Origin of the sequence: Streptomyces sp. NPDC050211 (genome assembly GCF_040656035.1) — a bacterium.
Lineage (GTDB): Bacteria > Actinomycetota > Actinomycetes > Streptomycetales > Streptomycetaceae > Streptomyces.
Map to the genome: position 1 here is coordinate 82,767 of NZ_JBFALC010000026.1, position 25,525 is coordinate 108,291.

Consider the following 25,525-nt stretch of genomic DNA (forward strand, 5'->3'; position numbering starts at 1 on the left):
AAGGCAGCCCTGAAGACGGCCCGGCCCAAAATCGGTCCAGCACCCCGGAATTGGCCTTGGCCTGCCGCTTCACGCCGCGCCTAGCGTCTGCGGCATGCGGATTCGAATCGTCGACGCCTTCACCGACCGCCCCTTCGCCGGCAACCCGGCCGGCGTCCTGCTCCTGGACGCCTTCCCGGACGAGACCTGGCTCCAGAACGTGGCCAGGGAGGTCAACCACGCCGAGACGGCGTTCGCCCACCGCCTGCCAGAGGGCGGCGAGGTCGAGTGGGCGCTGCGCTGGTTCACGCCCGTCACCGAGGTCGCCATGTGCGGCCACGCCACGCTCGCCACGGCCCACGTCCTGCACACCATCGGCGCGCATCAGGGCCCGGTGCGCTTCGCCACCCGCAGCGGCGTACTGGTCGCGACGCCGGGCGAGGACGGCTCGATCACCCTGGACTTCCCGACCGCACCGCTCACCCCGGTCGACGTGCCGGACGGGGTCACCGACGCGCTGGGCGCCGAGCCGCGCACCGCCTTCGACACCGGCCCGAACGTCGGCGATCTGCTCCTCGAACTCGCCGACGAGAAGACCGTCCACGCCCTGGCGCCGGACCACAAGGCACTCGCCACCTACTCCACCCGCGGCATCATCGCCACCGCCCGCGCCGAGGACCCCACGCGGGGCTACGACTACGTCTCCCGCTGCTTCTTCCCGAACGTCGGCATCGACGAGGACGCGGTCACCGGCAGCGCCCACACCGCCCTCGCCCCCTACTGGTCCGAGCGCCTCGGCCGCCCCGGCCTCACCGGCCTCCAGGCCTCACCCCGCTCCGGCCGCGTCCGCACCGAGCTGCGCGGCGACCGCACGCTGCTCACCGGACGCGCGGTCACCGTCATCGACGGGGAGCTGCTCGCGTAACGGCGCTACATCGACGTACAAAAGCGACGTACGAAAGGGGGCGTACGAACCTGTCGTACGCCCCCTCCGAAAGCACTCAAGCCGTCGGCAGCCAGCCCACCTTCCCGGCCAGCAGCGCATAGCCGACGAACGCCCCTATGTCGAGCAGCGAATGAGCCACGACCAGGGGGCCGACCCGGCCCCAGCGCCGGTACAGGTAGACGAACACCACGCCCATCGCCAGGTTGCCGAGGAAGCCGCCGATGCCCTGGTAGAGGTGGTAGGAGCCGCGCAGTACGGAACTGGCCATCAGCGCGGTGCCCGGGGTCCAGCCCAACTGGCCGAGCCGGCGCAGCAGATAGCCGACGACGATGACCTCCTCGAGGATCGCGTTCTGCATCGCGGACATGATCAGGACCGGGTACTTCCACCACACGTCGGGCAGCGCCTCGGGCACCACCGTGAGGTTGAAGCCGAGCCCGCGGGCGGCCAGGTAGAAGGCGATTCCGGTACTGCCGATCACAGCCGCGATGGCCGCACCGCGGCCGAGGTCAGGCCAGGGCCTGGTCCGGTCGAAGCCGAGGGTGCGCAGGCTCTCGCCCTCGCGCAGCAGAAAGTGCGCGACGAGCAGGACGGGCACGAGTGCCGTGGTGATCCCGAAGAGCTGCCAGGCGAGATCCAGCCAGGGACGGCCCGGCGCGGCCGAGGCGTTGAGGGTGGCCGCCTGGTCCTTGAGACCTCCCGGTTTGGTGACCGATCCGACAAAACTGATCAGGGCGGACACACCGCTCACACCGAGCGAAAGCCCCAGAACGAGCAAGGTCTCGGAACGCAGAATTCGTCGCGAGGGCCGCTCCTGAGGAAAAGAATCGGCCACCGAGCCCGCCTCCGCCTGCACAGATGCCTCCAGTTGAGTAATCCCGCCTCATCCCCATCGCCGCGCCGCTAGGGTCTCGAAAGAAGTTACGAAGATCGTGCGCGACAGGCCGTTGGGGGGCGGACGCCGTACGGGGCGTACCTCCCCTTTGCGTGCCGTGTGGCCGGTTTCCGCCACGGGGTCGACAGGGAGGGGCACCACCGTCATGGGACGTCACAGCTTGCCCGATCAGTATGGGGCGGGCGGCAGCGACCCCCGTCCACGCGCCCGCCGCCGCACGGTGGCCGTCGCCACGGCGCTGGTTCTCGCCATCGCCGGGGGCACCGCGGTCGCCGTGCAGAGCGGGCTGCTCTCCTTCGGCTCCTCCTGCCAGGACGACCCGGTCCGGCTGAAGCTCGCGGCCTCCCCTGACATGGCCCCCGCGCTGCGGGAGGCGGCGAAGCAGGCGCGCGAGGACGACCTCACCTCCGACGGGCGGTGCGTCGCGGTCTCGGTGAGCGCACGCGACCCGTACAAGGTCGCCGACGCGCTCGCCACGGGCGAGAAGGCCGACGTCCAGGTGTGGGTGCCGGACTCGGACGTGTGGGTGCAGCAGGTCTCGGCGGACAGCGGTGCGACGCAGGTGACTCCGGCGGGCACGGTGGCGTCCACTCCGGTCGGGGTGGCGATGGTGCCGTCGGCCGCGAAGTCGCTGGGGTGGCCGAAGCGGACGTACAGCTGGATGGAGCTGGCCGGGGCCAGCCTCCAGGACGACGCCCTCCGGCTCGGCGCGGCCGACCCGGCGCGCAGTGCGACCGGGCTGCTCGCGCTCACCCAGGTCGGTACGGCCGCCGGGCGGATCAAGGGCGGGGACACACAGGCCGCGGCCGTGATGAAGACGCTGGCGCAGCGCACCTCCGACAGCGACACCCAGGTCCTGGACACCCTGCCGCGTGACTCCTCGGGCACCGAGCAGGGCAACCCCCGGCGCAATCAGGCGCTGATCCTCAGCGAGCAGGCGGCGTTCGCGTACAACTCCTCGGCCGCGGGCGCGGGCAGCCTGGACATGTTCTATCCGAAGGACGGCTCGCCCCGGCTCGACTACCCCTACACCCTGGTCGACCAGACCCGGCTGTCGACGGACGAGAACCGGGCCGCGATCCGGTTCATGACCTATCTGCGGCAGCCGGAGCAGCGCCGGGTGCTGGAGAAGTACGGCTTCCGGACCTCCGCCGACGAGGTGTCTCAGGCGCTGGTGACCAAGGCAGGGGGCAGCAGTCCGCAGCCGTACGCGCAGCCCGCCGCGCGTCCCGCCGACGAGATCGCGCTCCAGGAAGCGCTCGGCACCTGGACGATCACGGTGCAGAGCGCCCGGATCACCACCGTCGTGGACGCCTCCGCGTCCATGTCCGAACCGGTCGGCGACACCGGACAGTCCCGTATGGACGTCACCAAGGCCTCGCTGTTGCAGGCCCTCGCCACGTTCACGCCCGAGGACGAGATCGGGCTTTGGGACTTCTCCACCAAGCTGGACGGCGACAAGGACTACCGCGTCCGCGTGCCGACCGAGCGGCTCGGCGACCGGGCCGGCGAGGGCACCCAGCGGGACCTGCTGTCGGCGGCGTTCAGCGCGCTGGCGCCGGTGCCGAACGGGGCGACCGGGCTGTACGACACGACGCTCGCCGCGTATCAGGCGGCCACGTCCTCGTACGACAAGGGAAAGTTCAACGCGCTGGTCATCCTCACCGACGGAGTGAACCAGGACCCCGGCAGCATCTCCCGCTCCGACCTCGTCGAGCGGCTGGAGCAACTCACCAACCCCGAGCGCCCGGTGCCGCTCATCATGATCGCCGTAGGCCCGGACGCCGACCGCGAAGAGGCCGAGCAGATCGCCAAGGCGACCGGCGGCTCAGGACACGAGGTCAGCGACCCGTCGCAGATCCACTCGGTGATCCTGCAGGCGATCGTCGCGGCAGGGGCGCGGGGAAGCCGGGGATGAGTGTCGGCTCCTACCCCAGCGGCACCGCCTCCGGCAGCCCGACCGGCCAGGTGTGCACCGGCTCCCCGTGGTGCATCAGCTGGCGGTAGCGCTTGGTGGTGGCCGCCAGCGCGGCCTCCCGGGACAGCCCCGACTCCAGGGCCCGGTGGAAGGTCGCCGACTGCCATGCCGCCCCGTTGACACGCCGCCGACAGCGCTCCTCGATCACGCCGAGGTACAGGTCCCGGTCGGCCGGATCGACGCCCCACGCGTCCAGCCCGGCCTCGGCGAGCGGCAGCAGTTCGTCGCGTACGAGACTCACCGCGTCGACCTCGGTGGTGCCGCCGTAGCGCCCGCGCCGGGGCCAGATCAGGCGGGCGTCGATGCCGTGTCGGCACGCGGTGTCGAAGTTGGCGGCGGCCGCCTCGAACGGCAGCCGGGACCAGACCGGCCGGGACTCCTCGGCGAGGGCGCGGACGACGCCGTAGAAGAAGGCGGCGTTGGCGAGGACGTCCGTGACGGTCGGCCCGGCGGGCAGGACGCGGTTCTCGACGCGCAGGTGCGGGATGTCGTCGGCGATGCCGTAGACGGGCCGGTTCCAGCGGTACACGGTGCCGTTGTGCAGGACGAGTTCGGCGAGTTTCGGGGTGCCGCCCGCGTCGAGGACGGCGAGGGGGTCCTCGTCGTCGCAGATGGGCAGCAGGGCCGGGAAGAAGCGCAGGTTCTCCTCGAAGAGGTCGTACGCCGAGGAGATCCACCGTTCGCCGAACCAGGTGCGCGGCCGGACGCCCTGGGCCTGGAGTTCGGGTGGGCGGGTGTCGGTGGACTGCTGGAACAGCGGCGGCCGGGACTCGCACCACAGCTCGCGGCCGAACAGGAAGGGCGAGTTGGCACCCACGGCGATCTGCGCGGCGGCGACGGCCTGCGCGGCGTTCCACACGGCGGCGAAGCGGCCCGGCGTGACCTGGAGGTGCAGTTGGACGGAGGTGCAGGCGGCTTCCGGCGCGATGGACCTGGAGGTGCAGCGCAGATGCTCCACGCCCGCTATGTCGAGCAGGAAGTCCTCGCCGCGGGCGGCCACGATCTGGTCGTTGAGGAGGGTGTAGCGGTCGACGTCGGAGAGGTTGGTGGAGACCAGGTCGTCGCGGTCGAGCGTCGGCAGAATACCGATCATCACGATGCCCGCATCGACCTCGCGCGCTTTCCGGTCGGCATATGCCAGCGAGGTGCGCAGTTCCTCGGCGAGCCTGTCGAATACCCGACCGGTCAAGCGATGTGGGGCTATGTTGACTTCCAGATTGAACATGGCGAGTTCTGTTTGGAAATCTCGGCTTGCGATCCTCTCCAGTACTTGCGCATTCAGCATTTTCGGCATGCCGTCCGCACCGGTGAGATTCAATTCGATCTCCAGCCCCATGAGGTTCTTCGGGCGATCGAACCGCTGCTCCGCCAGAAGCCGCTCCAGGCCCGTCAGACACTCCCGGAGCTTGCCGCGGTACCGCTGCCGATCGGACAGGTCGAACCCGCCTGCCACGACCTTCTCCCCCATCGAAGCGTCCCTCCTCGAATGGGCAGGCCGATCAGGTCCGGCCGCCGGCGTCCCGGGTCAGGTGGGATGATGCCCAGCCCAAGCGATCGATAACGTCGCGGGCAGAGCGGGCGCGCGCTACTCTGACGGACGTGACCGGCGGCACATTCACCGGGCATGGCGCATAGTGCAGTTTCCGGCACCTTGCCAACTCGTGAAAAACACCGACGAGTATTGGCCGACCGCTTCATCGGCATTTCCCGAGGTCATCGCCGGGCGACGGGTTCGGACCCGGGATGATTCCCGCTTGACGCCGACTGAATGGACCCTTGCCGAAGTCCCCGGAAAGCGCTAGCCGAAACACAATGTGAACACGTGTCGTATAAACTCCGCGAACAAGGCAGAGGGTTGGCGCCCCGGTCCGGGTTCCTGCCGTCAGGTGACGTGCGGCAGGCTTCACGCACACCCACGCATCCCCAGACCCCGGCCCCCGCCTCTCTGACCCCCGTGAGCTGACAGCGCCGTCCGCCCCCGCCACGCCCTCGCGCCACTGTGCCTGTCGAATGAGAGGCGACCCACCATGCCGCTGCATGTCCCCCCGGCTCCAGCGCCCGCCCTTCGCTCCGTCCTCACCGCCCTCGGTTCCCCCACCGCGGTGCGCGAGGCTCGGACTCCCGCCCTGCGCACCGCACAGGGCACCGCCACTCCCGAACTCCCACTGCCCGTGCACGTACTCGACCGCATCACCTCCGAGGGCGTGTCCGCGACACGGCTGGCAGGGTGGCGTTTCCTGATCCGCTGCGGCGACCGCGCTGTGGCCGCGGCCGAGACCATGCTCACGCCTGACGGCTGGGCCTTCTCGCACTTCTTCGAAGGCCCGTACGTCGCCTCAACCGAGCGCGCGCTGCGCCAGGCCGAGTCGGTGACCGGGGCCTATCAGCCGCGCCTGCTGTCGCTGCCCGGCCTGTACATGCTCACGCTGTGGCTGCACGGCGACTGCTCCTCGGACGGCACCACCGGCCACCCCGCCGCCACCGACCTGCTCGTCCCGCTGGCGCCGGCCCCGCCCGGCATCGCGGCACACCGGCCGCACCGGGTCGCCGAGCTCCTCCCGATGCTCACCCACCGGGTGACGCCCGCCCCACTGCTCGGCCAGCCCGCCTGACACGTCACATGTCACATGTGACATAGCACTCTGCCCGCCCCGCGAAACACCCTCGTACCCCGCCGCCGGAATTCCGGGTAGCGGGGTACGACGCTGTTTCCGGAACCCGTACGCTCGCACCCGCTACAGAAACACTTGTACGCGCCTGGAACTCCCATCAAGCCCCATCACGCTCGCACGAGCATTACCGCGCTCGAACGAGCCGAAAAGGGCGGCCTCCCCGAACTGACTAGCCCCATCCGACCATCCCGAACCACCCGAAGTGGCAGTGCAGTTGGAATGAACCCTTCGCGCGGGTGATGCGTCCTGAACCTGTGAGAAGCGGTGCCGCTAAATCCCTGCGGAATGACGCCCGTGGGGCAACACTGGGTTCGACCGACTTATTCAAACGGGGGCGGCCATGAACGAGGCTTCACGCCACAGGACAGACCCGACAACCCACTCACTCCATACGACAGAGCGAAAGATCCCACCCATGTGCCAGCACCAGCCACCCTGTCCGACAGCCGAATCAGCCGACCGGGAGTCCGCCCGACTCGTGGCGCACCACCCGGAGCAGGGATGGAGCCTGCTGTGCAACGGCGTTCTGCTGTTCGAGGACACCGGTGAGCTTCTGCCCGACGGCCAGATCATCGCCCCGCATCGCGCACTGGTGATGACCGCGGCCTGAGCGGCACCGGGCGGCCCGACAACCCGCCCGGAGACATGAGGGGCCGGACGCAGACCCATCCTGCGAACCGGCCCCGACGCATGTCGGGCGCCCGTCACTCCCCGTAGTCCCCCGTGCGTGATCCGGTCCGCCTCACCCCTTCCCTTCCCAACACCACCCGCTTTCCGGAAGACTCCTGGAAGTTTCGAGGCGTGTGTCCGGTACGGCGGTGGCGGATGCGCAACCGGTCGACGGAGGTGGGGAATTGGCAGCACGCGAGGCCGATGCCGAGCAGGCACCGGCGGACGGGGGCAGGGTCACGATCACGGAGATCGCCCGGCAGGCCGGGGTCTCGGTGCCGACCGTGTCCCGGGTCGTCAACGGCCGCTCGGACGTATCGCCTCAGACCCGCGCCCGCGTGGAGGACCTCCTGCGCCTGCACGGCTACCGCAGGCGCCCCGCGACCTCCGCCACCCGTGCCGCCCTGCTCGACCTGGTCTTCAACAGCCTCGACAGCCCCTGGGCCGTGGAGATCATCCGGGGTGTGGAGGAGGCGGCCCACACGGCCGGCGTCGGCACCGTGGTGTCGGCGATCCACGGACGCTCGGGCGACGCCCGCGAGTGGATGCGCAACCTGCGGGCCCGCGCCTCCGACGGCGTCATCCTGGTCACCTCGGCCCTGGAGCCGGTGCTGTACGAGGAACTGCGCATCCTCGGCGTCCCGCTCGTGGTCGTCGACCCGGCCGGCTCGCCCGCCCTGGACGCCCCCACCATCGGCGCCGCCAACTGGTCCGGCGGCATGGCGGCCACCGAGCATCTGCTGGCCCTCGGCCACCGAAGAATCGGCCTGATCGCCGGACCGCCCCGGCTGCTGTGCTCCCGGGCCCGGCTGGACGGCTACCGCACGGCCCTCGAAAGCGCTGATCTCACGCTCGACGACACCCTCGTCGTGCCCGGCGACTTCCACCCCGAGTCCGGTTTCACCGGCTGCAACACCCTCCTGGACCTGCCCGAACCGCCCACCGCCGTCTTCGCGGCCAGCGACCAGATGGCGCTCGGGGCGATCGAGGCGCTGCGCCGGCGGGGCCTCAGGGTGCCGGAGGACATGAGCGTGGTCGGTTTCGACGACCTTCCGGAAGTCCGCTGGTCGGCCCCGCCGCTCACCACCGTCCGCCAGCCGCTCGCCGACATGGGCAAGCTCGCCGTCCGTACCGTGCTGCGCCTGGCCCGCGGCGAGCAGCCGGACTCGCCGCGGGTGGAGCTGGGCACAGAACTGGTGGTGCGGTCGAGCACGGCCCCCGCTAGCTGAGCGCCTCCCTGATCGCGAAGTACGCGGGCTTGGGCCGGAGTTCCTCGTCCCACGGCAGCGCCGCGCCCTCACCCTCGAAGAACGCCGGGATCCAGGAGTACTTGTCGGTGTAGTCCCACAACGTGATCCCCACGCACCGCCGCACGGCGAGGCACGCCTCGGTCATGTCCCGGTACCACTCCGCCTGCGTGGCCAGCTTGGCCTCGTCGGCGGGCACGTACATCCGCACATCCACCTCGGTGAGCGCGGTGTCCAGGCCCAGCCGGGAGAAGCGGCGGAGGTTGTCCTCCAGGGTGCTCGGATAGCCGTACTGGAGGGCGAGATGGGCCTGCAGGCCGAAGCCGTGGAGCGGGACGCGCTGCGCCTTCAGCTCCTTGACCAGCCGGTAATAGGCGTCGCTCTTCGGGCCGATCCCCTCGACGTTGTAGTCGTTGAGGTAGAGCTTGGCCTTCGGATCGGCCTGGTGGGCCCAGCGCAGGGCGTCGGCGATGTAGCCCGGGCCGAGGGTCTTGTAGAAGATCGTCTCCCGGTAGGTGCCGTCCTCGTTGAAGGCCTCGTTGACGACGTCCCAGGCGTACACCTTGCCCCGGTAGTGGCGTACTTCCGTCTGGATGTGCTTCTTCAGTACGGCCCTCAGCTCGACGGCCGTCCACTCGCGCGAGGTGAGCCAGTCCGGGAGCTGGCTGTGCCAGACCAGGGTGTGGCCGCGTACGCGCTGGTGGTTGGCGCGGGCGAGGTTCACGATCTCGTCGCCCTGGGAGAAGTCGAAGACGCCCTGCTGGGGTTCGGTGGCGTACCACTTCATCCCGTTGCCGGGGGTGATCATGTCGAACTCGGTGCCGAGGATCGCCTTGTAGGGCTCGTCGGTGAGCTCGGGGTTGTCGGTTGCGCTGCCGAAGTAGCGGCCGTGGCGCTGGGCGAGTTCGGCGAGCGTCGGCTGGTCGGGGGCCGGCCGCTCCTCACCGGCCTGGGCCGCCGGGACGCCGGCGGCCAGGAGCAGGGCGACGAGTGCGCCGGTGAGTCTGAGCCGTGTGCGGGTGGTGCGCATGGTGCGACTCCTCACGGTGGATGTGGTGTACGTCCGCCGGGCGCGGGTCATCCCTTGGTGGCGCCGGCGGTGAGGCCGCCGACGAGCTGACGCTCGGCGACCGAGTAGAAGGCGAGTGCGGGAACCATGGCCAGGACGAGGTAGGCGAAGACCCTGGCGTACTCGGCGGAGTACTGGCCCTGGAACTGCTGGACGCCGATCGGGATGGTCCACCACGTGGAGTCGGTGAACACCAGCAGCGGAAGGAAGAAGTTGTTCCAGCTGGTGACGACGGCGAGCACGGAGACGGTGCCGAGCGCGGGCCGCGCCATCGGCAGCAGGACCCGCCAGAAGAACCCGAGCGGGGTGCATCCGTCGAGCGTGGCCGCCTCCTCCAGTTCGCCGGGGATCTCCCGGAAGAAGCCGCGCAGGATGATGATGGTCATCGGCAGCCCGAACGCGGCCTGCGGCAGGATCACGCCCAGCGGGTTGTCCAGCAGGCCCAGGGAGCGCAGCAGCAGGAACAGCGGCAGCGCCGCCACCGCGAAGGGGAACATCAGCCCCATCGTGAACAGGGTGAACAAGAACTCCCGGCCACGGAAGGAGAACCGGGCGAAGGAGAAGGCGGCGAGCGCGGACACCGCGACGACCAGAACGGTCGTACCGATGGCGATGAACGTGCTGCTGCCGACCAGCCGCCAGAAGGAACCGGAGCCGAGGATGTCGGTGTAGTTGGAGGTCACCCACGACTCGGGCAGCCCGATCGGGTTCCGGGAGAGCTCGTCGGTGGACTTGAAACCGGAGATGACCGCATAGAGCAGCGGTATGCCCATGATCGCGCCGACGAGGACGAGGATGACGTGGACCGGGAGTTTCCGCGCCGGTGCCTTCACTTCTGGCCTCCCCGCATGGTCGTGGTCGCCCCTTCGAGGTCGCGACGGAGCACGAACCGCTGGTAGGCGAGGGCGAAGACGAGACTGATGCCGAACATGACCACGCTGATCGCGCTGGCATAGCCGACCTGGTAGCGCTTGAAGCCGTACTGGAACATGGTCACGGCCATGGTCTCGGAGTGATGGTCGGGGCCGCCCGCTGTGGTCACCCACACCAGGTCGAAGAGCTGGATGGCGCCGATGACGGACAGGAAGACGCTGATGCGCAGGGTGGGCGCGAGCAGCGGCAGGGTGACATTGCGGAAGCGCTGCCAGGGGCTCGCGCCGTCGATGAGCGCCGCCTCCGTCAACTCGGCCGGGATGGACTGGAGTCCGGCCAGGTAGAGCATCATGTGGAAGCCGAAGTACTTCCAGGTCATGACGAGGAACAGGGTCGCCATGACGGTGGAGGGATCCGCGAACCACGTCCCGCCGAGCCCGTCCAGGCCCACGCTGCCCAGGACATGGTCGGCGAGACCGTCGTCCGGGGCGAAGATCATCGCGAACAGGATGCCGGTGATCGCCTCGGACAGGACGTACGGCGCGAAGAACAGCATCCGGTACACGGCCCGGCCGCGGATCCGCTGGTTCAGCAGGACGGCCATGGCGAGCGCGAACGGCAGTTGTACGGCGAGCGACAGCAGGACCAGGACGAAGCAGCGCCACAGGTCGCCCAGGAAGACCGGGTCGTCGAAGAGCCGGGTGAAGTTGTCGACGCCGATGTAGTCGGAGGGCATGCCGAAGCCGCCCCAGCGGAAGAAGGCGGCGTACAGGGCGAACAGGATCGGCAGCAGGACCAGCACCAGGAACAGCACCAGCGCGGGCAGCTGGAAGCCGACCGCGGTGAGCCAGTTCAGCGCCCGCCGCCGGGCCCGCCCCCGGCCTGCCCTGACTGCCGGGGGCGGAGTATCGGCGTCCGGGCCGGTCCGCTTGTCCGGAAGGAACGTGGAGGTCATCGGGGCCTACTGCTCTTCCTTCGCGGTCTGTGTGATCGACTCGGTGACCTGCTCGGGCGACTTGGAACCGGCGATCAGCGCGCCCACACTGTCGTTGACCTCCTGGCCGAGCGCGGGCGCGTACGCCTGGTCCAGGTAGAGCTGGAAGCCGGTGGACCCCTTCAACTGCGCTTGTACGGCCTTGAGGTTGGGGTCGGTGAGGGCGCTCTCGGCGCCGGGTACCACCGGAATGGCGCCGGTCTTCTTGACCAGTTCCAGGTCCGTCGCCTCGGAGGCGAAGAACTCCAGGAAGTCGACGGCGGCCTGCGGAGCGCCCTGCCGCAGGGCATGCCCGCCGCCCCCGCCGAACACCTCGGTGATGGCGCCCTTGCCGCCCTCGACCTCCGGGAACGGGAAGAACCCGAGGTCGTCGCCGAGGCCCTTGCCCGCGTCCGCCTGGACCACCGGCGCCCACTGGCCCATGAGTTCCATCGCCGCCTTGCCGTTGCCGACGGCGGCGGCCTGACCGGTGGGGCTGGAGTAGGCGGCGCCGAGGAACCCCTTCTGGAACGGCTGGAGATCGACGAGTTCCTTGAGGTGCTGTCCGGCCTGAACGAACTCGGTCCCGGTGAAGTCCTTGTCGTCGTTGGCCTTCTCCAGCGCGCCGGCGCCCGCGGTGCGCATGGCGAGGTACGCCCAGTAGTACATGCCGGTCCAGGTCTCCTTGCCCGCGAGGGCGAGGGGGGTGATGCCGGCGGACTTCAGCTTGCCGACCGCGTCGATGAAGCCGCTCCAGGTGGTGGGCGGCGTGGCGATGCCGGCCTGCTTGAACAGCGCCTTGTTGTACCAGAAACCGATCATGCCGATGTCGAACGGGATGCCGTACAGCCGGTCGTCGAGCAGATACGACTCCTTCGCGACCTTCAGCAGACCGTCGGACCACGGCTTCGTGCGGTCCGTGAGGTCCTCGACGAGCCCGGCGTCGACCTGCTGCTTCAGGACGCCGCCGCCCCAGGTGTGGAAGATGTCCGGCAGCTTGCCGGAGGCGGTCAGCGCCGTCATCTTCGACTTGTAGGCGTCGTTCTCCAACTGGACGATCTTTATCTTGACCTTGGGGTTCTGGGCCTCGAACTTCTTCGCGAGGCCGGCCCAGACATCCTTGGTCGGCTGAGTGGTGGAGATGTTCCACCACTCGACCGTGGTCGTCCCCGAGGATCCTCCGTCCGAGTCGCCGCCGCAGCCGCTCAGTGCCGTCATGCCCAGACCGGCCGCGGCGGAGGCCGCCAGGAAGCCGCGGCGGGACAGTGCCCGGTCGCCCATCATGCGCTCCTTGGGTACGGGACGGCGCGTCCACGCCTGTCCGCTGGACCGAAAGTTTCGAAACAATTCCAGAAAGCTTCGCTGTTGCCGCACCCTAGAGACAGCAGCCAAAGCGTGGCAACCCCTTGTACACAGCGAATCTGCGGTCAGGGGCCGGAACTTGCGGCACAGCGGCCGCCCAGCGCGGCCAACGGGCACGTGAAGCCGGGGGGCGTCGGCATCAGGTACTGCCGCTCTTCCGCTCTCGTACGTCCGCAGGGCGTCAGTCCTGCGAGGGCGAACGAAACATTCGCCTTCGCCGACGAACATTACGGAGCGGACTGTAAGTCATCCTTCGAAGCGGTAACCCATGCCCGGTTCGGTGATGAGGTAGCGGGGGTGCGAGGGGTCCGCCTCCAACTTGCGGCGCAGCTGGGCCATGTAGACGCGCAGGTAGTTGGTCTTGTTGCGCTGGGACACCCCCCAGACCTCCTGGAGGAGGTACTTCTGCGTGATGAGTCGGCCGGGGTTGGTGACCAGGATCTCCAGCAGATGCCATTCGGTCGGCGTCAGGCGCACATCGCGCCCGCCGCGTACGGCCTTCTTGGCGAGCAGGTCGATGGTGAACTCGTCGGTCGTGACCCGTGTCGTCTCGGCGGCGAGCGGCACCTCCTCGGTGCGGCGAACGGCCGCCCGCAGCCGGGCGAGCAGCTCGTCCATGCTGAAGGGCTTGGTGATGTAGTCATCGGCACCCGCGTCGAGCGCGGCAACCTTCTCGTCGGACCCCTGGCGGGCCGACAGCACCAGGATCGGCACACGGGTCCAGCCGCGCACGGCCTTGATGACGTCGACCCCGTCCATGTCGGGCAGGCCGAGGTCGAGCACCATCACGTCCGGCCGGTGCGCGGCCGCCAGCCGGAGGGCCGTGGCGCCGTCGGGCGCCGCGTCCACTCCGTACCGGCGTGCCTGCATGTTGATCACGAGTGCTCGTACGAGCTGTGGGTCGTCTTCCACGACCAGCACTCGGGTCATCAGTTGCCCTTGGTCAGTTCCTTGAGAGCGATGTTGAGTTCGAGGACGTTCACCCGGGGCTCACCGATGAAGCCGAGGGTGCGGCCCTCGGTGTGCTGGTCGACGAGCTTCTGGACCTGGCCGACGGACAGGCCGTTGCGCTCGGCGACCCGATGCACCTGGAGGTCGGCGTAGGCGGGCGAGATGTCCGGATCCAGGCCCGAACCGGAGGACGTCACCGCGTCAGCGGGTACGTCGGACGGCTTCACCTTGTAGTCGTCCGTCGAGTTGTCCTTGACGACCTTGGCCTGGGCTTCCTTGACCCACTTGATGAGTTCGGGGTTGTCGCCGGAACGGTTGGTCGCGCCCGAAAGAATCAGCTTGTACTGGGTGTTGACGGTGTTCTCGCCCAGGCCGTTGGCCGGGCGCGGCTGGAAGTAGTCCAGGCTGTAGCCCTGTTGACCGATCAGCGACGAGCCGACGACCTTGCCGTCCGCCGTGATCTCCGAGCCGTTCGCCTTGTCGCTGAACAGCGCCTGGGCCACACCGGTGACCGCGAGCGGATAGATGATGCCGGTGAGCACGGTCAGCACCAGCAGCGCGCGCAGGCCCGCCCCGAGCAACCGGGCTGTGTTCGTGACCGAGTTGTTCATGGCGATCAACCGATTCCGGGGATGAGGGAGATGAGCATGTCGATGATCTTGATCCCGATGAAGGGGGCGACCAGGCCGCCGAGGCCGTAGATCCCCAGGTTCCGCCGCAGCATGCGGTCCGCGCTCATCGGCCGGTACTGCACACCGCGCAGGGCGAGCGGGACCAGCGCGATGATGATCAGGGCGTTGAAGACGACCGCGGACAGGATCGCGGAGTCCGGCGAGGACAGGTTCATGATGTTGAGCTTGTCCAGGCCCGGGTAGACCGCCGCGAACAGCGCCGGGATGATCGCGAAGTACTTCGCGACGTCGTTGGCGATGGAGAACGTGGTCAACGCGCCCCGGGTGATGAGGAGTTGCTTGCCGATCTCGACGATCTCGATGAGCTTGGTCGGGTTGGAGTCGAGGTCGACCATGTTGCCGGCCTCCTTGGCGGCCGACGTACCCGTGTTCATCGCCACGCCGACGTCGGCCTGAGCGAGCGCGGGCGCGTCGTTCGTACCGTCGCCGGTCATCGCGACCAGCTTCCCGCCGGCCTGCTCCCGCTTGATCAGCGCCATCTTGTCCTCGGGAGTGGCCTCCGCGAGGAAGTCGTCGACGCCCGCCTCCTCGGCTATCGCCTTGGCGGTCAGCGGGTTGTCGCCCGTGATCATGACGGTCTTGATGCCCATGCGGCGCAACTCGTCGAACCGCTCCCGCATACCGTCCTTGACGACGTCCTTGAGGTGGATGACGCCCAGAATGCGGGCGCCCTCCGAGTCCTCCACGGCAACCAGCAGCGGCGTACCGCCGGCCTCGGAGATCCTGTTGGCGAGGGTGTCCGCGTCGTCCGCGACCCGGCCGCCCTGCTCCTTGACCCAGGTGATGACCGAACCGGCCGCCCCCTTGCGGACCTTGTGCCCGTCGATGTCCACGCCCGACATCCGGGTCTGGGCGGTGAAGGCGATCCACTCGGCCTGCGCCAGCTCGCCCTGGTGCCGCTCCCGCAGCCCGTACTTCTTCTTCGCCAGTACGACGATGGAGCGGCCCTCGGGCGTCTCGTCGGCCAGCGAGGAGAGCTGGGCGGCGTCGGCGACCTCGGCCTCAGTGGTGCCGCGCACCGGCACGAACTCGGCGGCCTGACGGTTGCCGAGCGTGATGGTGCCGGTCTTGTCGAGCAGCAGCGTGGAGACGTCACCGGCGGCCTCGACTGCCCGGCCTGACATGGCGAGTACGTTGCGCTGCACCAGCCGGTCCATGCCCGCGATGCCGATCGCGGAGAGCAGCGCGCCGATCGTCGTCGGGATCAGGCAGACCAGCAGGGCCACCAGGACGACCAGCGTCAGATGGGTGCCCGCGTAGTCGGCGAACGGCGGCAGCGTGGCCACCGCGAGCAGGAAGACGATCGTCAGAGACGCGAGCAGGATGTTCAGCGCGATCTCGTTCGGGGTCTTCTGCCGCGCGGCACCCTCGACCAGGTTGATCATCCGGTCGATGAAGGTCTCGCCGGGCTTCGTCGTGATCTTGATGACGATGCGGTCGGAGAGCACCTTCGTACCGCCGGTGACGGCGCTCCGGTCGCCGCCGGACTCACGGATGACCGGAGCCGACTCGCCGGTGATCGCCGACTCGTCGACGCTGGCCACGCCCTCGACCACGTCACCGTCGCCGGGGATGATGTCGCCCGCCTCGCAGACGACCAGGTCACCGATCCGCAATTCGGTGCCGGCGACCACGGTGCCGTCGACCCTGCGGGCCACGGTGTCGGTCTTGGCCTTGCGCAGGGTGTCCGCCTGCGCCTTGCCACGGCCCTCGGCGACGGCCTCCGCGAGGTTCGCGAAGATCACCGTCAGCCACAGCCAGGCACTGATCGCCCAGCCGAACCAGTCGCCCGGGTCCGTGAAGGAGAAGACCGTCGTCAGGACGGACCCGACCAACACCACGAACATCACAGGGGACTTGACCATCACCCGCGGGTCGAGCTTGCGGAAGGCGTCCGGCAGCGACTTGAGCAGCTGCTTGGGGTCGAACAGGCCCGCGCCGACGCGGCCCTCGGGAGCCTTGTGCCCCGTCGGCGCGTCCTGGTGGGGCGCGAGGGTGGGAGTGGACATGGAGTCCTCGTGATTCGTTACGTCGGTGGTCATGCCGCCAACCCCTCGGCCAGCGGGCCCAGCGCGAGTGCCGGGAAGTAGGTCAGCCCGGTGATGATCAGGATCGCGCCCACCAACAGGCCGGTGAACAGCGGCTTCTCGGTGCGCAGCGTGCCCGCGGTGACCGGCACCTGCTTCTGCTCGGCGAGCGAGCCGGCCAGCGCCAGCACGAACACCATGGGCAGGAAGCGGCCGAGCAGCATCGCCAGACCGAGCGTGCTGTTGAACCACTGCGTGTCCGCGTTCAGACCGGCGAACGCCGAGCCGTTGTTGTTCGAGGCGGAGGTGTAGGCGTACAGGATCTCGGAGAATCCATGTGCCCCGCTGTTGGTCATGGAGTTCGCCGGGGTCGGCAGCGCCATCGCGAAGGCGGTGAAGACGAGCACCAGCGCCGGGGTGATGAGGATGTAGCAGGCGGCCAGCTTGATCTGGCGGGTGCCGATCTTCTTGCCCAGGTACTCGGGCGTACGGCCGACCATCAGACCGGCGATGAACACCGCGATGACCGCCATGATCAGCATGCCGTAGAGGCCGGAGCCGGTACCGCCGGGCGCGATCTCGCCCAGCATCATGCCGAGCATCGTGATGCCGCCGCCGAGACCGGTGAACGAGGAGTGGAAGGAGTCCACCGCGCCGGTCGAGGTGAGCGTGGTCGACACGGCGAAGATCGACGAGGCGCCGACGCCGAAGCGGTTCTCCTTGCCCTCCATCGCCCCGTGGGCGAGCTCGAACGCCGCGCCGTGATGGGCGAACTCGGTCCACATCATCAGGGCGACGAAACCGACCCAGATGGTCGCCATCGTGGCGAGGATCGCGTAACCCTGCCTGACCGAGCCGACCATGACACCGAAGGTCCGGGTCAGGGAGAACGGGATGACCAGGAGCAGGAAGATCTCGAAGAGGTTCGAGAAGGGGGTGGGGTTCTCGAACGGGTGGGCACTGTTGGCGTTGAAGTAGCCGCCACCGTTGGTGCCGATTTCCTTGATGGCCTCCTGCGAGGCGACCGCACCGCCGTTCCACTCCTGTCGGCCCCCCATGAACTGACCGACCTCATGGATCCCGGAGAAGTTCTGGATCACACCGCACGCGACCAGCACGACCGCGGCGACGGCCGCCAACGGCAGCAGGATGCGTACGACACCACGCACCAAGTCGGCCCAGAAGTTCCCGAGTTCACCGGTACGGGAGCGCGCGAACCCTCGTACGAGCGCCACCGCCACGGCGATACCGACCGCGGCCGACACGAAGTTCTGCACGGCCAGACCGGCGGTCTGCACGACATGGCCCATGGCCTGCTCGCCGTAGTACGACTGCCAGTTGGTGTTGGTCACGAAGGACACGGCGGTGTTGAACGCCTGGTCCGGATCGATCGAGGCGAACCCGAGCGAGCCGGGCAGGACACCCTGGAGCCGCTGGAGGGTGTACAGAAAGAGGACGCCGATCACGGAGAAGGCCAGCACCCCGCGCAGATACGCTGGCCAGCGCATCTCGGCGTCGGGGTTGGCTCCGATCCCCTTGTAGATCCACTTCTCGACCCGCCAGTGCCGGTCGGAGGAGTAGACCTTGGCCATGTAGTTGCCGAGTGGGATGTAGGCGAGCGCCAGCGCCGCTATCAGGGCGAGCAGCTGAAGGATGCCTGCGAGTACGGGACCCATATCTGTTCTCAGAACCTCTCCGGAAAGATCAGGGCGAGGACGAGATAGCCCAGCAGGGCGACGGCCACGACCAGGCCGACGACGTTCTCGGCGGTCACAGCTTCGTCACCCCCTTGGCGACGAGAGCCACCAGCGCGAAGACCGCGACCGTGATGACGACGAAGGCCAGATCGGCCATCGTGAGCTCCTGGAGTTGAGGTTCGGTGGGACAGAGACGGTTAGAGAAAACCGCTTCTCCGGCTGGATACGACCGCCATTGACGGGTCCCATACGGGCCACTGCGCGGCTTTGACGGAACTCTTACGGCGCGTATGGCGCGCGTCTCAGAACAGCGGTACGCAGCCGGCCCCATGGGACGTACATGTCGAAGACGCGGGCGGCGAGAAGCGGCGCGCTCCGCTCGCCCGCCCTTCCCGGACATGACGCTGGGTATCCGTACCGCCGCCACCGAGCCCCGCTTGCGCCCACACAGCGCAAGGGCAGCGACAGGGCTCCTGTAGTCCACTTCTCGATGTGCCGCCCCCGCTGCCCCGGCCAGTCTTAACGCAAGCTTGACGCCTCCGGCCCCCTCATCCGTGGGCCCGGGCGTCACTCTCCGCTTACGCTGGTGCGGCCGTCCGCGTGATGGCCGGAATCGCATGCTGAGCACCACATCAGGAGCACGCCGATGGCCACCACGGAACAGCCCCCCAGTCGCCTGCGTGCCTGGATGCTGGAGGGTCTGTCCGACATGGGCAAGGGCGGCGCCCAGCATGCTCCGCACGCCGAGCCGAAGGCGGACAAGGGCCAGCCCTGGTACCGCGTGATGTGTCTGACGGGCGTCGACTACTTCTCCACCCTCGGTTACCAGCCAGGCATCGCGGCCCTCGCGGCCGGCCTGCTCTCACCCATCGCGACGATCATCCTCGTGATCGTCACCCTGGCGGGCGCGCTGCCGGTCTACCGACGCGTCGCCGAGGAGAGCCCGCACGGGCAGGGCTCGATCTCGATGCTGGAGCGACTGCTCACCTTCTGGAAGGGCAAGCTCTTCGTCCTGACCCTGCTCGGCTTCGCCGCCACCGACTTCCTGATCACCATCACGCTCTCCGCCGCGGACGCCTCCACCCACCTCGTGGAGAATCCCCATCTGCACAGCGCCCTGCACGACCAGCAGATGCTGATCACCCTCGTGCTCGTCGCCCTGCTCGGCGCGGTGTTCCTCAAGGGCTTCCTGGAGGCGATCGGCGTCGCCGTCGCCCTGGTCGGGCTCTACCTCGCACTGAACGTCGTCGTCGTGATCGTCGGCCTGTGGCACGTCATCACCGAAGGACACGTCGTCACCGACTGGTCGAGCGCCCTGACCGCCGAGCACGGCAACGTCTTCGTCATGATCGGCATGGCCCTGATCGTCTTCCCCAAGCTCGCCCTCGGCCTGTCCGGCTTCGAGACCGGCGTCGCCGTGATGCCGCACGTCAAGGGTGACGCGGGGGACACCGAGGAGGACCCGAAGGGCCGGATCCGGGGCACCAAGAAGCTGCTCACCGCGGCCGCCCTGATCATGAGCTGCTTCCTGATCTGCACCAGCTTCATCACCACGCTGCTGATCCCCGAGAAGGAGTTCGAGGACGGCGGCCAGGCCAACGGCCGCGCCCTCGCGTTCCTCGCGCACGACTACCTCGGCGGCGCCTTCGGCACGCTCTACGACGTCTCGACCATCGCCATCCTCTGGTTCGCCGGCGCCTCCGCCATGGCCGGCCTGCTCAACCTGATGCCCCGCTATCTGCCCCGCTACGGCATGGCCCCGCACTGGGCCCGCGCCGTGCGCCCGATGGTCATCGTCTTCACGCTGGTCGCCTTCTTGGTGACCTGGATCTTCGACGCCGACGTCGACGCGCAAGGCGGCGCCTACGCCACCGGTGTGCTGGTGCTGATCAGCTCCGCCGCGATCGCCGTGACGATCGCGGCGCGCAAGGCCGGACAGCGGAACTGGACCATCGCCTTCGCGGTGATCTCGGCGGTGTTCCTCTACACGACGATCGTCAACGTCATCGAGCGCCCGGACGGCGTGAAGATCGGCGCCTGCTTCATCGCTGGCATCATCGTCCTCTCCCTGGCCTCCCGGCTGGCCCGCGCCTTCGAGCTCCGCGTGACCAGCGTGACGATGGACGATATGGCGGAACGATTCGTCCGCGACATCGCCAGCCGCAAGATCCGCTTCATCGCCAACGAGCCCGACGCCCGCGACATCGCCGAATACCGGGACAAGATCGAGCAGATCCGGCAGGACAACGACGTCCCCGAGCAGGAGGACTTCGTCTTCGTCGAGGTCACGGTCACCGACCCGTCCGAGTTCGAGTCCGGCCTGACGGTGCGCGGCGAGGTCATGCACAACCGCTATCGCGTCCTGTCCCTGGAGTCCTCGTCCGTCTCCAACGCCCTGGCCGCGCTACTCCTCCACGTCCGTGACACCACCAACTGCATCCCGCACATCTACTTCGAATGGACCGAGGGCAACCCGTTCGCCAACTTCCTGCGCTTCTTCCTCTTCGGCCAGGGCGAGGTCGCCCCGGTCACCCGCGAGGTCCTGCGCGAGGCAGAACCGGACCGCGCCCGCCGGCCGCGCGTGCACACGGGCTGAGCGGGGACGCCCGGTTCGCGACACGGACACGGGGAGGGAATCTCGTACCCGGGGATCGCGCTGCCGTGCGCTGGGATCGCGTCAAAATGCGGCCGTACGGCGCCAGAACCCCGTCAACCACACCGCTGCCGTACGACCGAGCACCTACCGTCAGCCCCATGCGACCGAGCGGACCGCCGAGCCCGGCCGGCGACCGCCACTGGCGCGGCAGCGTCCGGTTCGCGGCGGCGTGTGCTCTCGCCTTCGGCGCGATGGAGCTATTGGTCGACTGGGACGCACACACCCTCACCCCGACCCGCACCCTGCTGTGGCTCACCCTCGCCGCCACGGTCTTCGCGGTCCTCCTCCCCCAGCGCATCACAGCGGGCCCCGGCTGGCTCACCGCCCGCGGCCCGTTGACAAGCCACACGGTCCATACGGACGCGCTGGTGGCGGTACGGCAGTACGGCAACGTCGCCTCGCACCTGATCCTGCGCGACGCCCACGGTCACCGCCTGGAACTCGACCCCCGCGTCCTGATCGCCAACCCCCTCCTCTGGCACGAACTCGACACCGGCGTCCGGCGCTCCCTCGAATGCGGCACGCTGTGCCGGAACTCCAAGGACTCAGACGTCCTGCGCCGGCTCCGGCACCGCATCGACGACGAGACCGCGCAGGCGGTACTCAGGGCTTCGGGGATTTCCTGAGGAAGTCGGGCCGCCCCCACGTCCACCACCGCCCCCTCCCCGCCCTATCGTGACCGGCATGCAGTCCTACACGATCGGCCAGGCGGCTCGGCTGCTCGGCGTGAGCCCGGACACCGCACGCCGCTGGGCGGACGCGGGCCGGATGGCGACCCATCGCGACGACAGCGGGCGACGGCTCATCGACGGACGGGACCTGGCCGCGTTCTCGGTCGAACTCGCGAAGACCGGAACCGGCGACGAGGAGACCCCGTACACCTCGGTCCGCAACGCGTTCCCCGGAATCGTCACCGCGATCAAACTCGGCGACGTCGCCGCCCAGGTCGAGATCCAGGCCGGCCCGCACCGACTCGTCTCCCTGCTCACCCGCGAAGCCGTCGAGGAACTGGGCCTGGAGGTCGGCATGGAGGCCACGGCCCGCGTGAAGTCGACGAACGTACACATCGACCGCGCCTGAGCCCAGCGGGACCTCCGCACATACGAACATCCACGCCCACTCTCCCCCGCTCATGCGATGCGACAGGAGACTTACGCCTCGCATATGCGCCAGTATCATCGACGCATCGGAAGAGCCCGGGGACTCTTGGGAACCCTCCCCGGGAGACAGAGGGAGTGGACCTGTGATGACCCGTTCCGCGCGCCGGACCCGCCAGCCCCTGCAGGCAGCCGGCGCAGGAGCCGCCCTGCTGCTGGCCCTGACGGCGTGCTCCTCCTCGTCCGACTCCGCAGCGGATTCCAACCCCGCGTCATCGGGCTCGCCGAAGCTGTCCGGCACCGTCACCGTCTTCGCCGCCGCCTCCCTCAAGGAGAGCTTCACGGCCCTGGGCAAGGAGTTCGAGAAGGAGCACCCGGGCACGAAGGTCACCTTCAGCTTCGGCGGCAGCGACAGCCTCGCCGCGAGCATCACGGGCGGCGCCCCGGCCGACGTCTTCGCCGCGGCCAGCGCCAAGACGATGGGGATCGTGACGGACGCGGAGGCCGCGGACGGCACCCCGTCCACCTTCGTCCGCAACCAGCTGGAGATCGCCACCCTGCCGGGCAACCCCGACAAGATCGCCTCCCTCAGGGACCTCACCGAGTCCGGCCTGAAGGTGGTCCTGTGCGATAAGACGGTGCCGTGCGGCGCAGCCGCGGAGAAGGCCCTGCGGGCCAGCGACCTGAAGCTCACCCCGGTCTCGTACGAGCAGGACGTGAAGAGCGCCCTGACGAAGGTCGAGCTGAAGGAGGCGGACGCCGCCGTCGTCTACAAGACCGATGTGCAGGCGGCGGGTGACAAGGTGGAGGGCGTGGACTTCCCCGAGTCGGCCGAGGCCATCAACGACTACCCGATCACCCTCCTCAAGGACGCCCCCAACGCCGAGGCGGCGAAGGCGTTCATGGAGCTGGTGAAGTCGGCCGCGGGCCAGCAGGTCCTGACCGAGTCGGGGTTCCTCCAGCCGTGAGAGGGCAGGCCGAGACGATCGAGAAAGGGCGCGCCCGTACGCGAACCCGCACCCGCCCCCGCACCCGCCTGGTACCGCTCCCCCTGCTGGTCCCGGCCCTCCTCGGCCTGGCGTTCCTGCTGCTCCCCCTCGTCGCCCTGCTCGTACGGACGCCCTGGCGCACCCTGCCCGAGCAGCTGACCAGCACCGAGGTGTGGGAGGCGCTGCGCCTGTCGCTGGTGTGCGCCACGGCGGCGACGGCACTGAGCCTGGTCATCGGCGTCCCACTGGCCTGGCTGCTGGCCCGCACGGACTTCCCCGGCCGGGGCCTGGTCCGCGCCCTGGTCACCCTGCCGCTCGTCCTGCCCCCCGTGGTCGGCGGCGTGGCCCTGCTGCTGGCGCTCGGCCGCAACGGCGTCGTCGGCCAATGGCTGGACGAGTGGTTCGGCATCACGCTCCCCTTCACCACCGCCGGCGTGGTCCTGGCGGAGACGTTCGTGGCGATGCCGTTCCTCGTGATCAGCGTCGAGGGCACGCTACGGGCGGCAGACCCCCGCTACGAAGAGGCAGCCACCACGCTCGGCGCCTCCCGCTTCACCGCATTCCGCCGGGTCACCCTCCCCCTCATCGCCCCCGGCATCGCAGCAGGCTCGGTCCTGGCCTGGGCCCGCGCCCTCGGCGAGTTCGGCGCGACAATCACCTTCGCCGGCAACTTCCCCGGCCGCACCCAGACCATGCCCCTCGCGGTCTACCTGGCCCTCCAAAACGACCCAGCAGCCGCCATCGCCCTGAGCCTGGTCCTCCTGACCGTCTCCATCGCAGTCCTGGCAGGCCTACGAGACCGCTGGATGACACCATCATGAGGACCACCTGCGAATCCGACCCCGGGGCGGCGAGCAGTCGTGCCCTTGGCGTCCCTGGCGAAATCGGCTGCGGTTCAGCAGTGCCCCATAGGGGCGCGGGGAACTGCGCGACCAGCCACAACGGACCCGCAGACGATCGACGACCTAGTGCGCTCAGCTGCGGGCAGTCGTGCCGCACGGGTGGGCGCAGCGGCACCCCGCCAGCGCGGGCGAGCGAAACCCACCCCCCAGCACCAACACCGGCCCACCACGAAGCACCCCGCACCGCGCCCACCCCTCGGACGTACACCACATGACCGACCTCGACAAAACACCCGGCCTCGACGCCCACCTGACCGTCACCCGCGGCCCCTTCCACCTGAACATCACCCTCACCGCCGCCCCCGGCGAGGTAGTCGCCCTACTCGGCCCCAACGGCGCAGGCAAAACCACCGCCCTCCGCGCCCTCGCCGGCCTCACCCCCCTCACCGCCGGCCACCTCCACCTGGACGGCACCGAGTTGCACCACACACCCCCGGAATCCCGCCCGGTCGGCGTCGTCTTCCAGGACTACCTCCTCTTCCCCCACCTCACCGCCCTGGACAACGTCGCCTTCGGCCCCCGCTGCCATGGCGCCACCAAGACCGAGGCCCGCGCCCAGGCGGCCGAGTGGCTGGACCGCATGGGCCTCACCGCGCACACCACCGCCAAGCCCCGCAGCCTCTCCGGCGGCCAGGCCCAACGCGTGGCCCTCGCCCGCGCCCTCGCCACCCGCCCCCGCCTGCTCCTCCTCGACGAACCCCTCGCCGCCCTGGATGCCCGTACCCGCCTCGAAGTCCGTGCCCAACTCCGCCGCCATCTCGCCGACTTCGAGGCAGTCGCCATCCTGGTCACCCATGACCCACTGGACGCCATGGTGCTGGCCGACCGACTGGTCGTCATCGAACACGGCGGAATCGTCCAGGAGGGCACCCCGTCCGACATCGCCCGCCATCCCCGTACGGACTACATCGCCCAACTGGTAGGCCTGAACCTCTACAAGGGACACGCAGTGGGCCACACGGTCCACCTCGACAGCGGCCCCGACATCACCACCACGGAAGACCTCGCCGGACCGGTCTTCGTCGCCTTCCCTCCCAGCGCGGTCACCCTCCACCGCGACCGCCCCACCGGCTCCAGCGCCCGCAACTTGTGGCGCTGCGAAGTGGCCGGTCTGGAGACCCACGGCGACCAGATCCGCACGGACCTCACCGGCGAACTCCCGCTCGCCGCCGACCTCACCACGGTCGCCGCCGCCGAACTCGATCTGCACCCGGGCGCCCCGGTGTGGGCAACGGTCAAGGCGACGCAGACCCACGCATACCCGGCATGAGCCGCCCGGAGCCCTAGGTTGATGCCCATGACCCTGAGCATCCGCAACCAGCTTCCCGGCACGGTCGTCACCGTCACGCCCGGCGAGGTGATGGCAACCGTCGGCGTCCGCCTCAGCGGCGGCCAGAACCTCACCGCGGCGATCACCCTGGAAGCCGTGACCGACCTGGACCTCGCCCCGGGCTCCGCCGTCCGCGCCCTCGTGAAGTCGACGGAGGTGTCCCTGGCCACCGCCCCGGTCGAGGGCCTGTCCACCCGCAACCAACTCCCCGGCACGGTCACCGACATCACCACCGGCAACGCGATGGCTTCCGTGAAGATCGGCGTCGAGGGCGGCGAACTGACCGCCACGATCACCAAGGACGCCGCAGCGGAACTGGCCCTGTCACCTGGAACGCCGGTGGTCGCCTTGATCAAGTCGACCGAGGTCTCACTGGCGACCGCATGACGCATCGGGGGGCGCCGCCAGGCCGGGGGAGCCCCCCCCCCACGGACCACGAAGGGCTCGTACACGTCCCACGGCGGGCCGGAGCACACCAGGGTCCGGTCCCCGAAGGCCGGGTCGATGCGCCGCGCCGGCGG

At 69.2% G+C, this 25,525-nt stretch carries 23 protein-coding genes; 12 read left to right on the forward strand and 11 right to left on the reverse strand.

The genetic code is table 11. The features are described 5' to 3' along the window. Positions 1-94: 94 nt before the first annotated feature. Entirely contained in the window at positions 95-904 is an 810-nt protein-coding gene (locus tag AB0I98_RS25070; protein ID WP_362945295.1) for a PhzF family phenazine biosynthesis protein, read from the forward strand. 76 nt (positions 905-980) lie between these two features. On the opposite strand, the gene AB0I98_RS25075 is transcribed toward AB0I98_RS25070, so the two are convergent. Continuing rightward, positions 981-1,781: a type II CAAX endopeptidase family protein gene (locus AB0I98_RS25075; RefSeq protein WP_362945297.1), complete on the reverse strand. Its 801-nt coding sequence runs from the start codon at positions 1,779-1,781 to the stop codon at positions 981-983. A gap of 184 nt (positions 1,782-1,965) precedes the next feature. Here AB0I98_RS25075 and AB0I98_RS25080 point away from each other — a divergent pair, with 184 nt between their 5' ends. Further along, on the forward strand, positions 1,966-3,738 hold the full coding sequence (locus AB0I98_RS25080; RefSeq protein WP_362945299.1) for a substrate-binding and VWA domain-containing protein: 1,773 nt from the start codon (positions 1,966-1,968) through the stop codon (positions 3,736-3,738). Positions 3,739-3,748: 10 nt separating this feature from the next. Here the strand turns inward: AB0I98_RS25080 and AB0I98_RS25085 are convergent, their stop codons facing one another. Beyond that, positions 3,749-5,266, reverse strand: a complete 1,518-nt coding sequence (locus AB0I98_RS25085) for a glutamate--cysteine ligase (RefSeq protein WP_362945301.1) — start codon at positions 5,264-5,266, stop codon at positions 3,749-3,751. Positions 5,267-5,825: 559 nt separating this feature from the next. On the opposite strand from AB0I98_RS25085, the gene AB0I98_RS25090 reads away from it, so the two are divergent. The 3 genes from AB0I98_RS25090 to AB0I98_RS25100 all read left to right on the forward strand — a co-directional run bounded on the left by AB0I98_RS25090 (position 5,826) and on the right by AB0I98_RS25100 (position 8,368). Beyond that, positions 5,826-6,410, forward strand: coding sequence for a hypothetical protein (locus AB0I98_RS25090; RefSeq protein ID WP_328441655.1), 585 nt, complete (start codon positions 5,826-5,828; stop codon positions 6,408-6,410). Positions 6,411-6,885: 475 nt separating this feature from the next. Further along, positions 6,886-7,080 carry a DUF5999 family protein gene (locus tag AB0I98_RS25095; protein WP_362945303.1) on the forward strand — a complete coding sequence of 65 codons (195 nt, stop codon included), beginning with the start codon at positions 6,886-6,888 and terminating at the stop codon, positions 7,078-7,080. 244 nt (positions 7,081-7,324) lie between these two features. Further along, complete coding sequence (locus AB0I98_RS25100; RefSeq protein WP_362945304.1) at positions 7,325-8,368, forward strand: LacI family DNA-binding transcriptional regulator; 1,044 nt, start codon at positions 7,325-7,327, stop codon at positions 8,366-8,368. Here AB0I98_RS25100 and AB0I98_RS25105 read toward each other — a convergent pair. The 9 genes from AB0I98_RS25105 to kdpF all read right to left on the reverse strand — a co-directional run bounded on the left by AB0I98_RS25105 (position 8,361) and on the right by kdpF (position 18,107). Then, a complete protein-coding gene (locus AB0I98_RS25105) occupies positions 8,361-9,416 on the reverse strand; it encodes an endo-1,4-beta-xylanase (protein WP_362945306.1) in 1,056 nt (351 codons plus the stop codon). The two genes, AB0I98_RS25100 and AB0I98_RS25105, sit on opposite strands and share 8 nt — an antisense overlap. A 47-nt stretch (positions 9,417-9,463) precedes the next feature. Beyond that, a complete protein-coding gene (locus AB0I98_RS25110) occupies positions 9,464-10,228 on the reverse strand; it encodes a carbohydrate ABC transporter permease (protein ID WP_246884931.1) in 765 nt (254 codons plus the stop codon). 56 nt (positions 10,229-10,284) lie between these two features. Then, positions 10,285-11,283, reverse strand: coding sequence for a sugar ABC transporter permease (locus AB0I98_RS25115; RefSeq protein WP_362945308.1), 999 nt, complete (start codon positions 11,281-11,283; stop codon positions 10,285-10,287). Positions 11,284-11,289: 6 nt separating this feature from the next. Continuing rightward, positions 11,290-12,582, reverse strand: coding sequence for an extracellular solute-binding protein (locus AB0I98_RS25120; RefSeq protein WP_362945362.1), 1,293 nt, complete (start codon positions 12,580-12,582; stop codon positions 11,290-11,292). A gap of 327 nt (positions 12,583-12,909) precedes the next feature. Next, complete coding sequence (locus AB0I98_RS25125) at positions 12,910-13,593, reverse strand: response regulator transcription factor (protein ID WP_362945310.1); 684 nt, start codon at positions 13,591-13,593, stop codon at positions 12,910-12,912. Continuing rightward, complete coding sequence (locus AB0I98_RS25130; protein ID WP_362945312.1) at positions 13,593-14,225, reverse strand: potassium-transporting ATPase subunit C; 633 nt, start codon at positions 14,223-14,225, stop codon at positions 13,593-13,595. Before AB0I98_RS25130 ends, AB0I98_RS25125 begins: the two co-directional genes overlap by 1 nt. Before the next feature lie 5 nt (positions 14,226-14,230). After that, positions 14,231-16,348 carry a potassium-transporting ATPase subunit KdpB gene (kdpB, locus tag AB0I98_RS25135; protein WP_362945314.1) on the reverse strand — a complete coding sequence of 706 codons (2,118 nt, stop codon included), beginning with the start codon at positions 16,346-16,348 and terminating at the stop codon, positions 14,231-14,233. Continuing rightward, entirely contained in the window at positions 16,345-18,009 is a 1,665-nt protein-coding gene (gene kdpA / locus AB0I98_RS25140; protein WP_362945316.1) for a potassium-transporting ATPase subunit KdpA, read from the reverse strand. Before kdpA ends, kdpB begins: the two co-directional genes overlap by 4 nt. An 8-nt stretch (positions 18,010-18,017) precedes the next feature. Beyond that, entirely contained in the window at positions 18,018-18,107 is a 90-nt protein-coding gene (kdpF, locus tag AB0I98_RS25145; RefSeq protein ID WP_009326374.1) for a K(+)-transporting ATPase subunit F, read from the reverse strand. A 569-nt stretch (positions 18,108-18,676) separates the two neighbouring features. On the opposite strand from kdpF, the gene AB0I98_RS25150 reads away from it, so the two are divergent. The 7 genes from AB0I98_RS25150 to AB0I98_RS25180 all read left to right on the forward strand — a co-directional run bounded on the left by AB0I98_RS25150 (position 18,677) and on the right by AB0I98_RS25180 (position 25,391). Further along, entirely contained in the window at positions 18,677-20,626 is a 1,950-nt protein-coding gene (locus tag AB0I98_RS25150) for an APC family permease (protein ID WP_362945318.1), read from the forward strand. 158 nt (positions 20,627-20,784) lie between these two features. Then, the gene (locus AB0I98_RS25155) at positions 20,785-21,312 is read left to right on the forward strand and encodes a hypothetical protein (RefSeq protein ID WP_362945320.1); all 528 of its coding nucleotides are present in this window, start codon (positions 20,785-20,787) and stop codon (positions 21,310-21,312) included. 58 nt (positions 21,313-21,370) lie between these two features. Continuing rightward, positions 21,371-21,766, forward strand: a complete 396-nt coding sequence (locus tag AB0I98_RS25160; RefSeq protein WP_362945322.1) for a helix-turn-helix transcriptional regulator — start codon at positions 21,371-21,373, stop codon at positions 21,764-21,766. Between the two features lie 166 nt (positions 21,767-21,932). Continuing rightward, entirely contained in the window at positions 21,933-22,751 is an 819-nt protein-coding gene (gene modA, locus AB0I98_RS25165; protein WP_362945324.1) for a molybdate ABC transporter substrate-binding protein, read from the forward strand. A 17-nt stretch (positions 22,752-22,768) separates the two neighbouring features. After that, positions 22,769-23,593 carry an ABC transporter permease gene (locus AB0I98_RS25170; protein ID WP_362945364.1) on the forward strand — a complete coding sequence of 275 codons (825 nt, stop codon included), beginning with the start codon at positions 22,769-22,771 and terminating at the stop codon, positions 23,591-23,593. 292 nt (positions 23,594-23,885) lie between these two features. Next, positions 23,886-24,944 (forward strand): ABC transporter ATP-binding protein, encoded by a 1,059-nt coding sequence (locus tag AB0I98_RS25175; RefSeq protein WP_362945326.1) that lies wholly within the window; start codon positions 23,886-23,888, stop codon positions 24,942-24,944. Positions 24,945-24,971: 27 nt separating this feature from the next. Then, positions 24,972-25,391 carry a TOBE domain-containing protein gene (locus AB0I98_RS25180; protein ID WP_362945328.1) on the forward strand — a complete coding sequence of 140 codons (420 nt, stop codon included), beginning with the start codon at positions 24,972-24,974 and terminating at the stop codon, positions 25,389-25,391. Positions 25,392-25,525: the final 134 nt, after the last annotated feature.

Bases quoted from the DNA above. Each gene is read 5' to 3' on its own strand.
- AB0I98_RS25070 (WP_362945295.1), top strand. From the start codon at position 95: ATGCGGATTCGAATCGTCGACGCCTTCACCGACCGCCCCTTCGCCGGC.
- AB0I98_RS25080 (WP_362945299.1), top strand. From the start codon at position 1,966: ATGGGACGTCACAGCTTGCCCGATCAGTATGGGGCGGGCGGCAGCGAC.
- AB0I98_RS25085 (WP_362945301.1), bottom strand. From the start codon at position 5,266: ATGGGGGAGAAGGTCGTGGCAGGCGGGTTCGACCTGTCCGATCGGCAG.
- AB0I98_RS25090 (WP_328441655.1), top strand. From the start codon at position 5,826: ATGCCGCTGCATGTCCCCCCGGCTCCAGCGCCCGCCCTTCGCTCCGTC.
- AB0I98_RS25095 (WP_362945303.1), top strand. From the start codon at position 6,886: ATGTGCCAGCACCAGCCACCCTGTCCGACAGCCGAATCAGCCGACCGG.
- AB0I98_RS25105 (WP_362945306.1), bottom strand. From the start codon at position 9,416: ATGCGCACCACCCGCACACGGCTCAGACTCACCGGCGCACTCGTCGCC.
- AB0I98_RS25110 (WP_246884931.1), bottom strand. From the start codon at position 10,228: ATGGGCATACCGCTGCTCTATGCGGTCATCTCCGGTTTCAAGTCCACC.
- AB0I98_RS25115 (WP_362945308.1), bottom strand. From the start codon at position 11,283: ATGACCTCCACGTTCCTTCCGGACAAGCGGACCGGCCCGGACGCCGAT.
- AB0I98_RS25120 (WP_362945362.1), bottom strand. From the start codon at position 12,582: ATGGGCGACCGGGCACTGTCCCGCCGCGGCTTCCTGGCGGCCTCCGCC.
- AB0I98_RS25125 (WP_362945310.1), bottom strand. From the start codon at position 13,593: ATGACCCGAGTGCTGGTCGTGGAAGACGACCCACAGCTCGTACGAGCA.
- AB0I98_RS25130 (WP_362945312.1), bottom strand. From the start codon at position 14,225: ATGAACAACTCGGTCACGAACACAGCCCGGTTGCTCGGGGCGGGCCTG.
- kdpB (WP_362945314.1), bottom strand. From the start codon at position 16,348: ATGACCACCGACGTAACGAATCACGAGGACTCCATGTCCACTCCCACC.
- kdpA (WP_362945316.1), bottom strand. From the start codon at position 18,009: ATGGGTCCCGTACTCGCAGGCATCCTTCAGCTGCTCGCCCTGATAGCG.
- AB0I98_RS25150 (WP_362945318.1), top strand. From the start codon at position 18,677: ATGGCCACCACGGAACAGCCCCCCAGTCGCCTGCGTGCCTGGATGCTG.
- AB0I98_RS25155 (WP_362945320.1), top strand. From the start codon at position 20,785: ATGCGACCGAGCGGACCGCCGAGCCCGGCCGGCGACCGCCACTGGCGC.
- AB0I98_RS25160 (WP_362945322.1), top strand. From the start codon at position 21,371: ATGCAGTCCTACACGATCGGCCAGGCGGCTCGGCTGCTCGGCGTGAGC.
- modA (WP_362945324.1), top strand. From the start codon at position 21,933: ATGACCCGTTCCGCGCGCCGGACCCGCCAGCCCCTGCAGGCAGCCGGC.
- AB0I98_RS25175 (WP_362945326.1), top strand. From the start codon at position 23,886: ATGACCGACCTCGACAAAACACCCGGCCTCGACGCCCACCTGACCGTC.
- AB0I98_RS25180 (WP_362945328.1), top strand. From the start codon at position 24,972: ATGACCCTGAGCATCCGCAACCAGCTTCCCGGCACGGTCGTCACCGTC.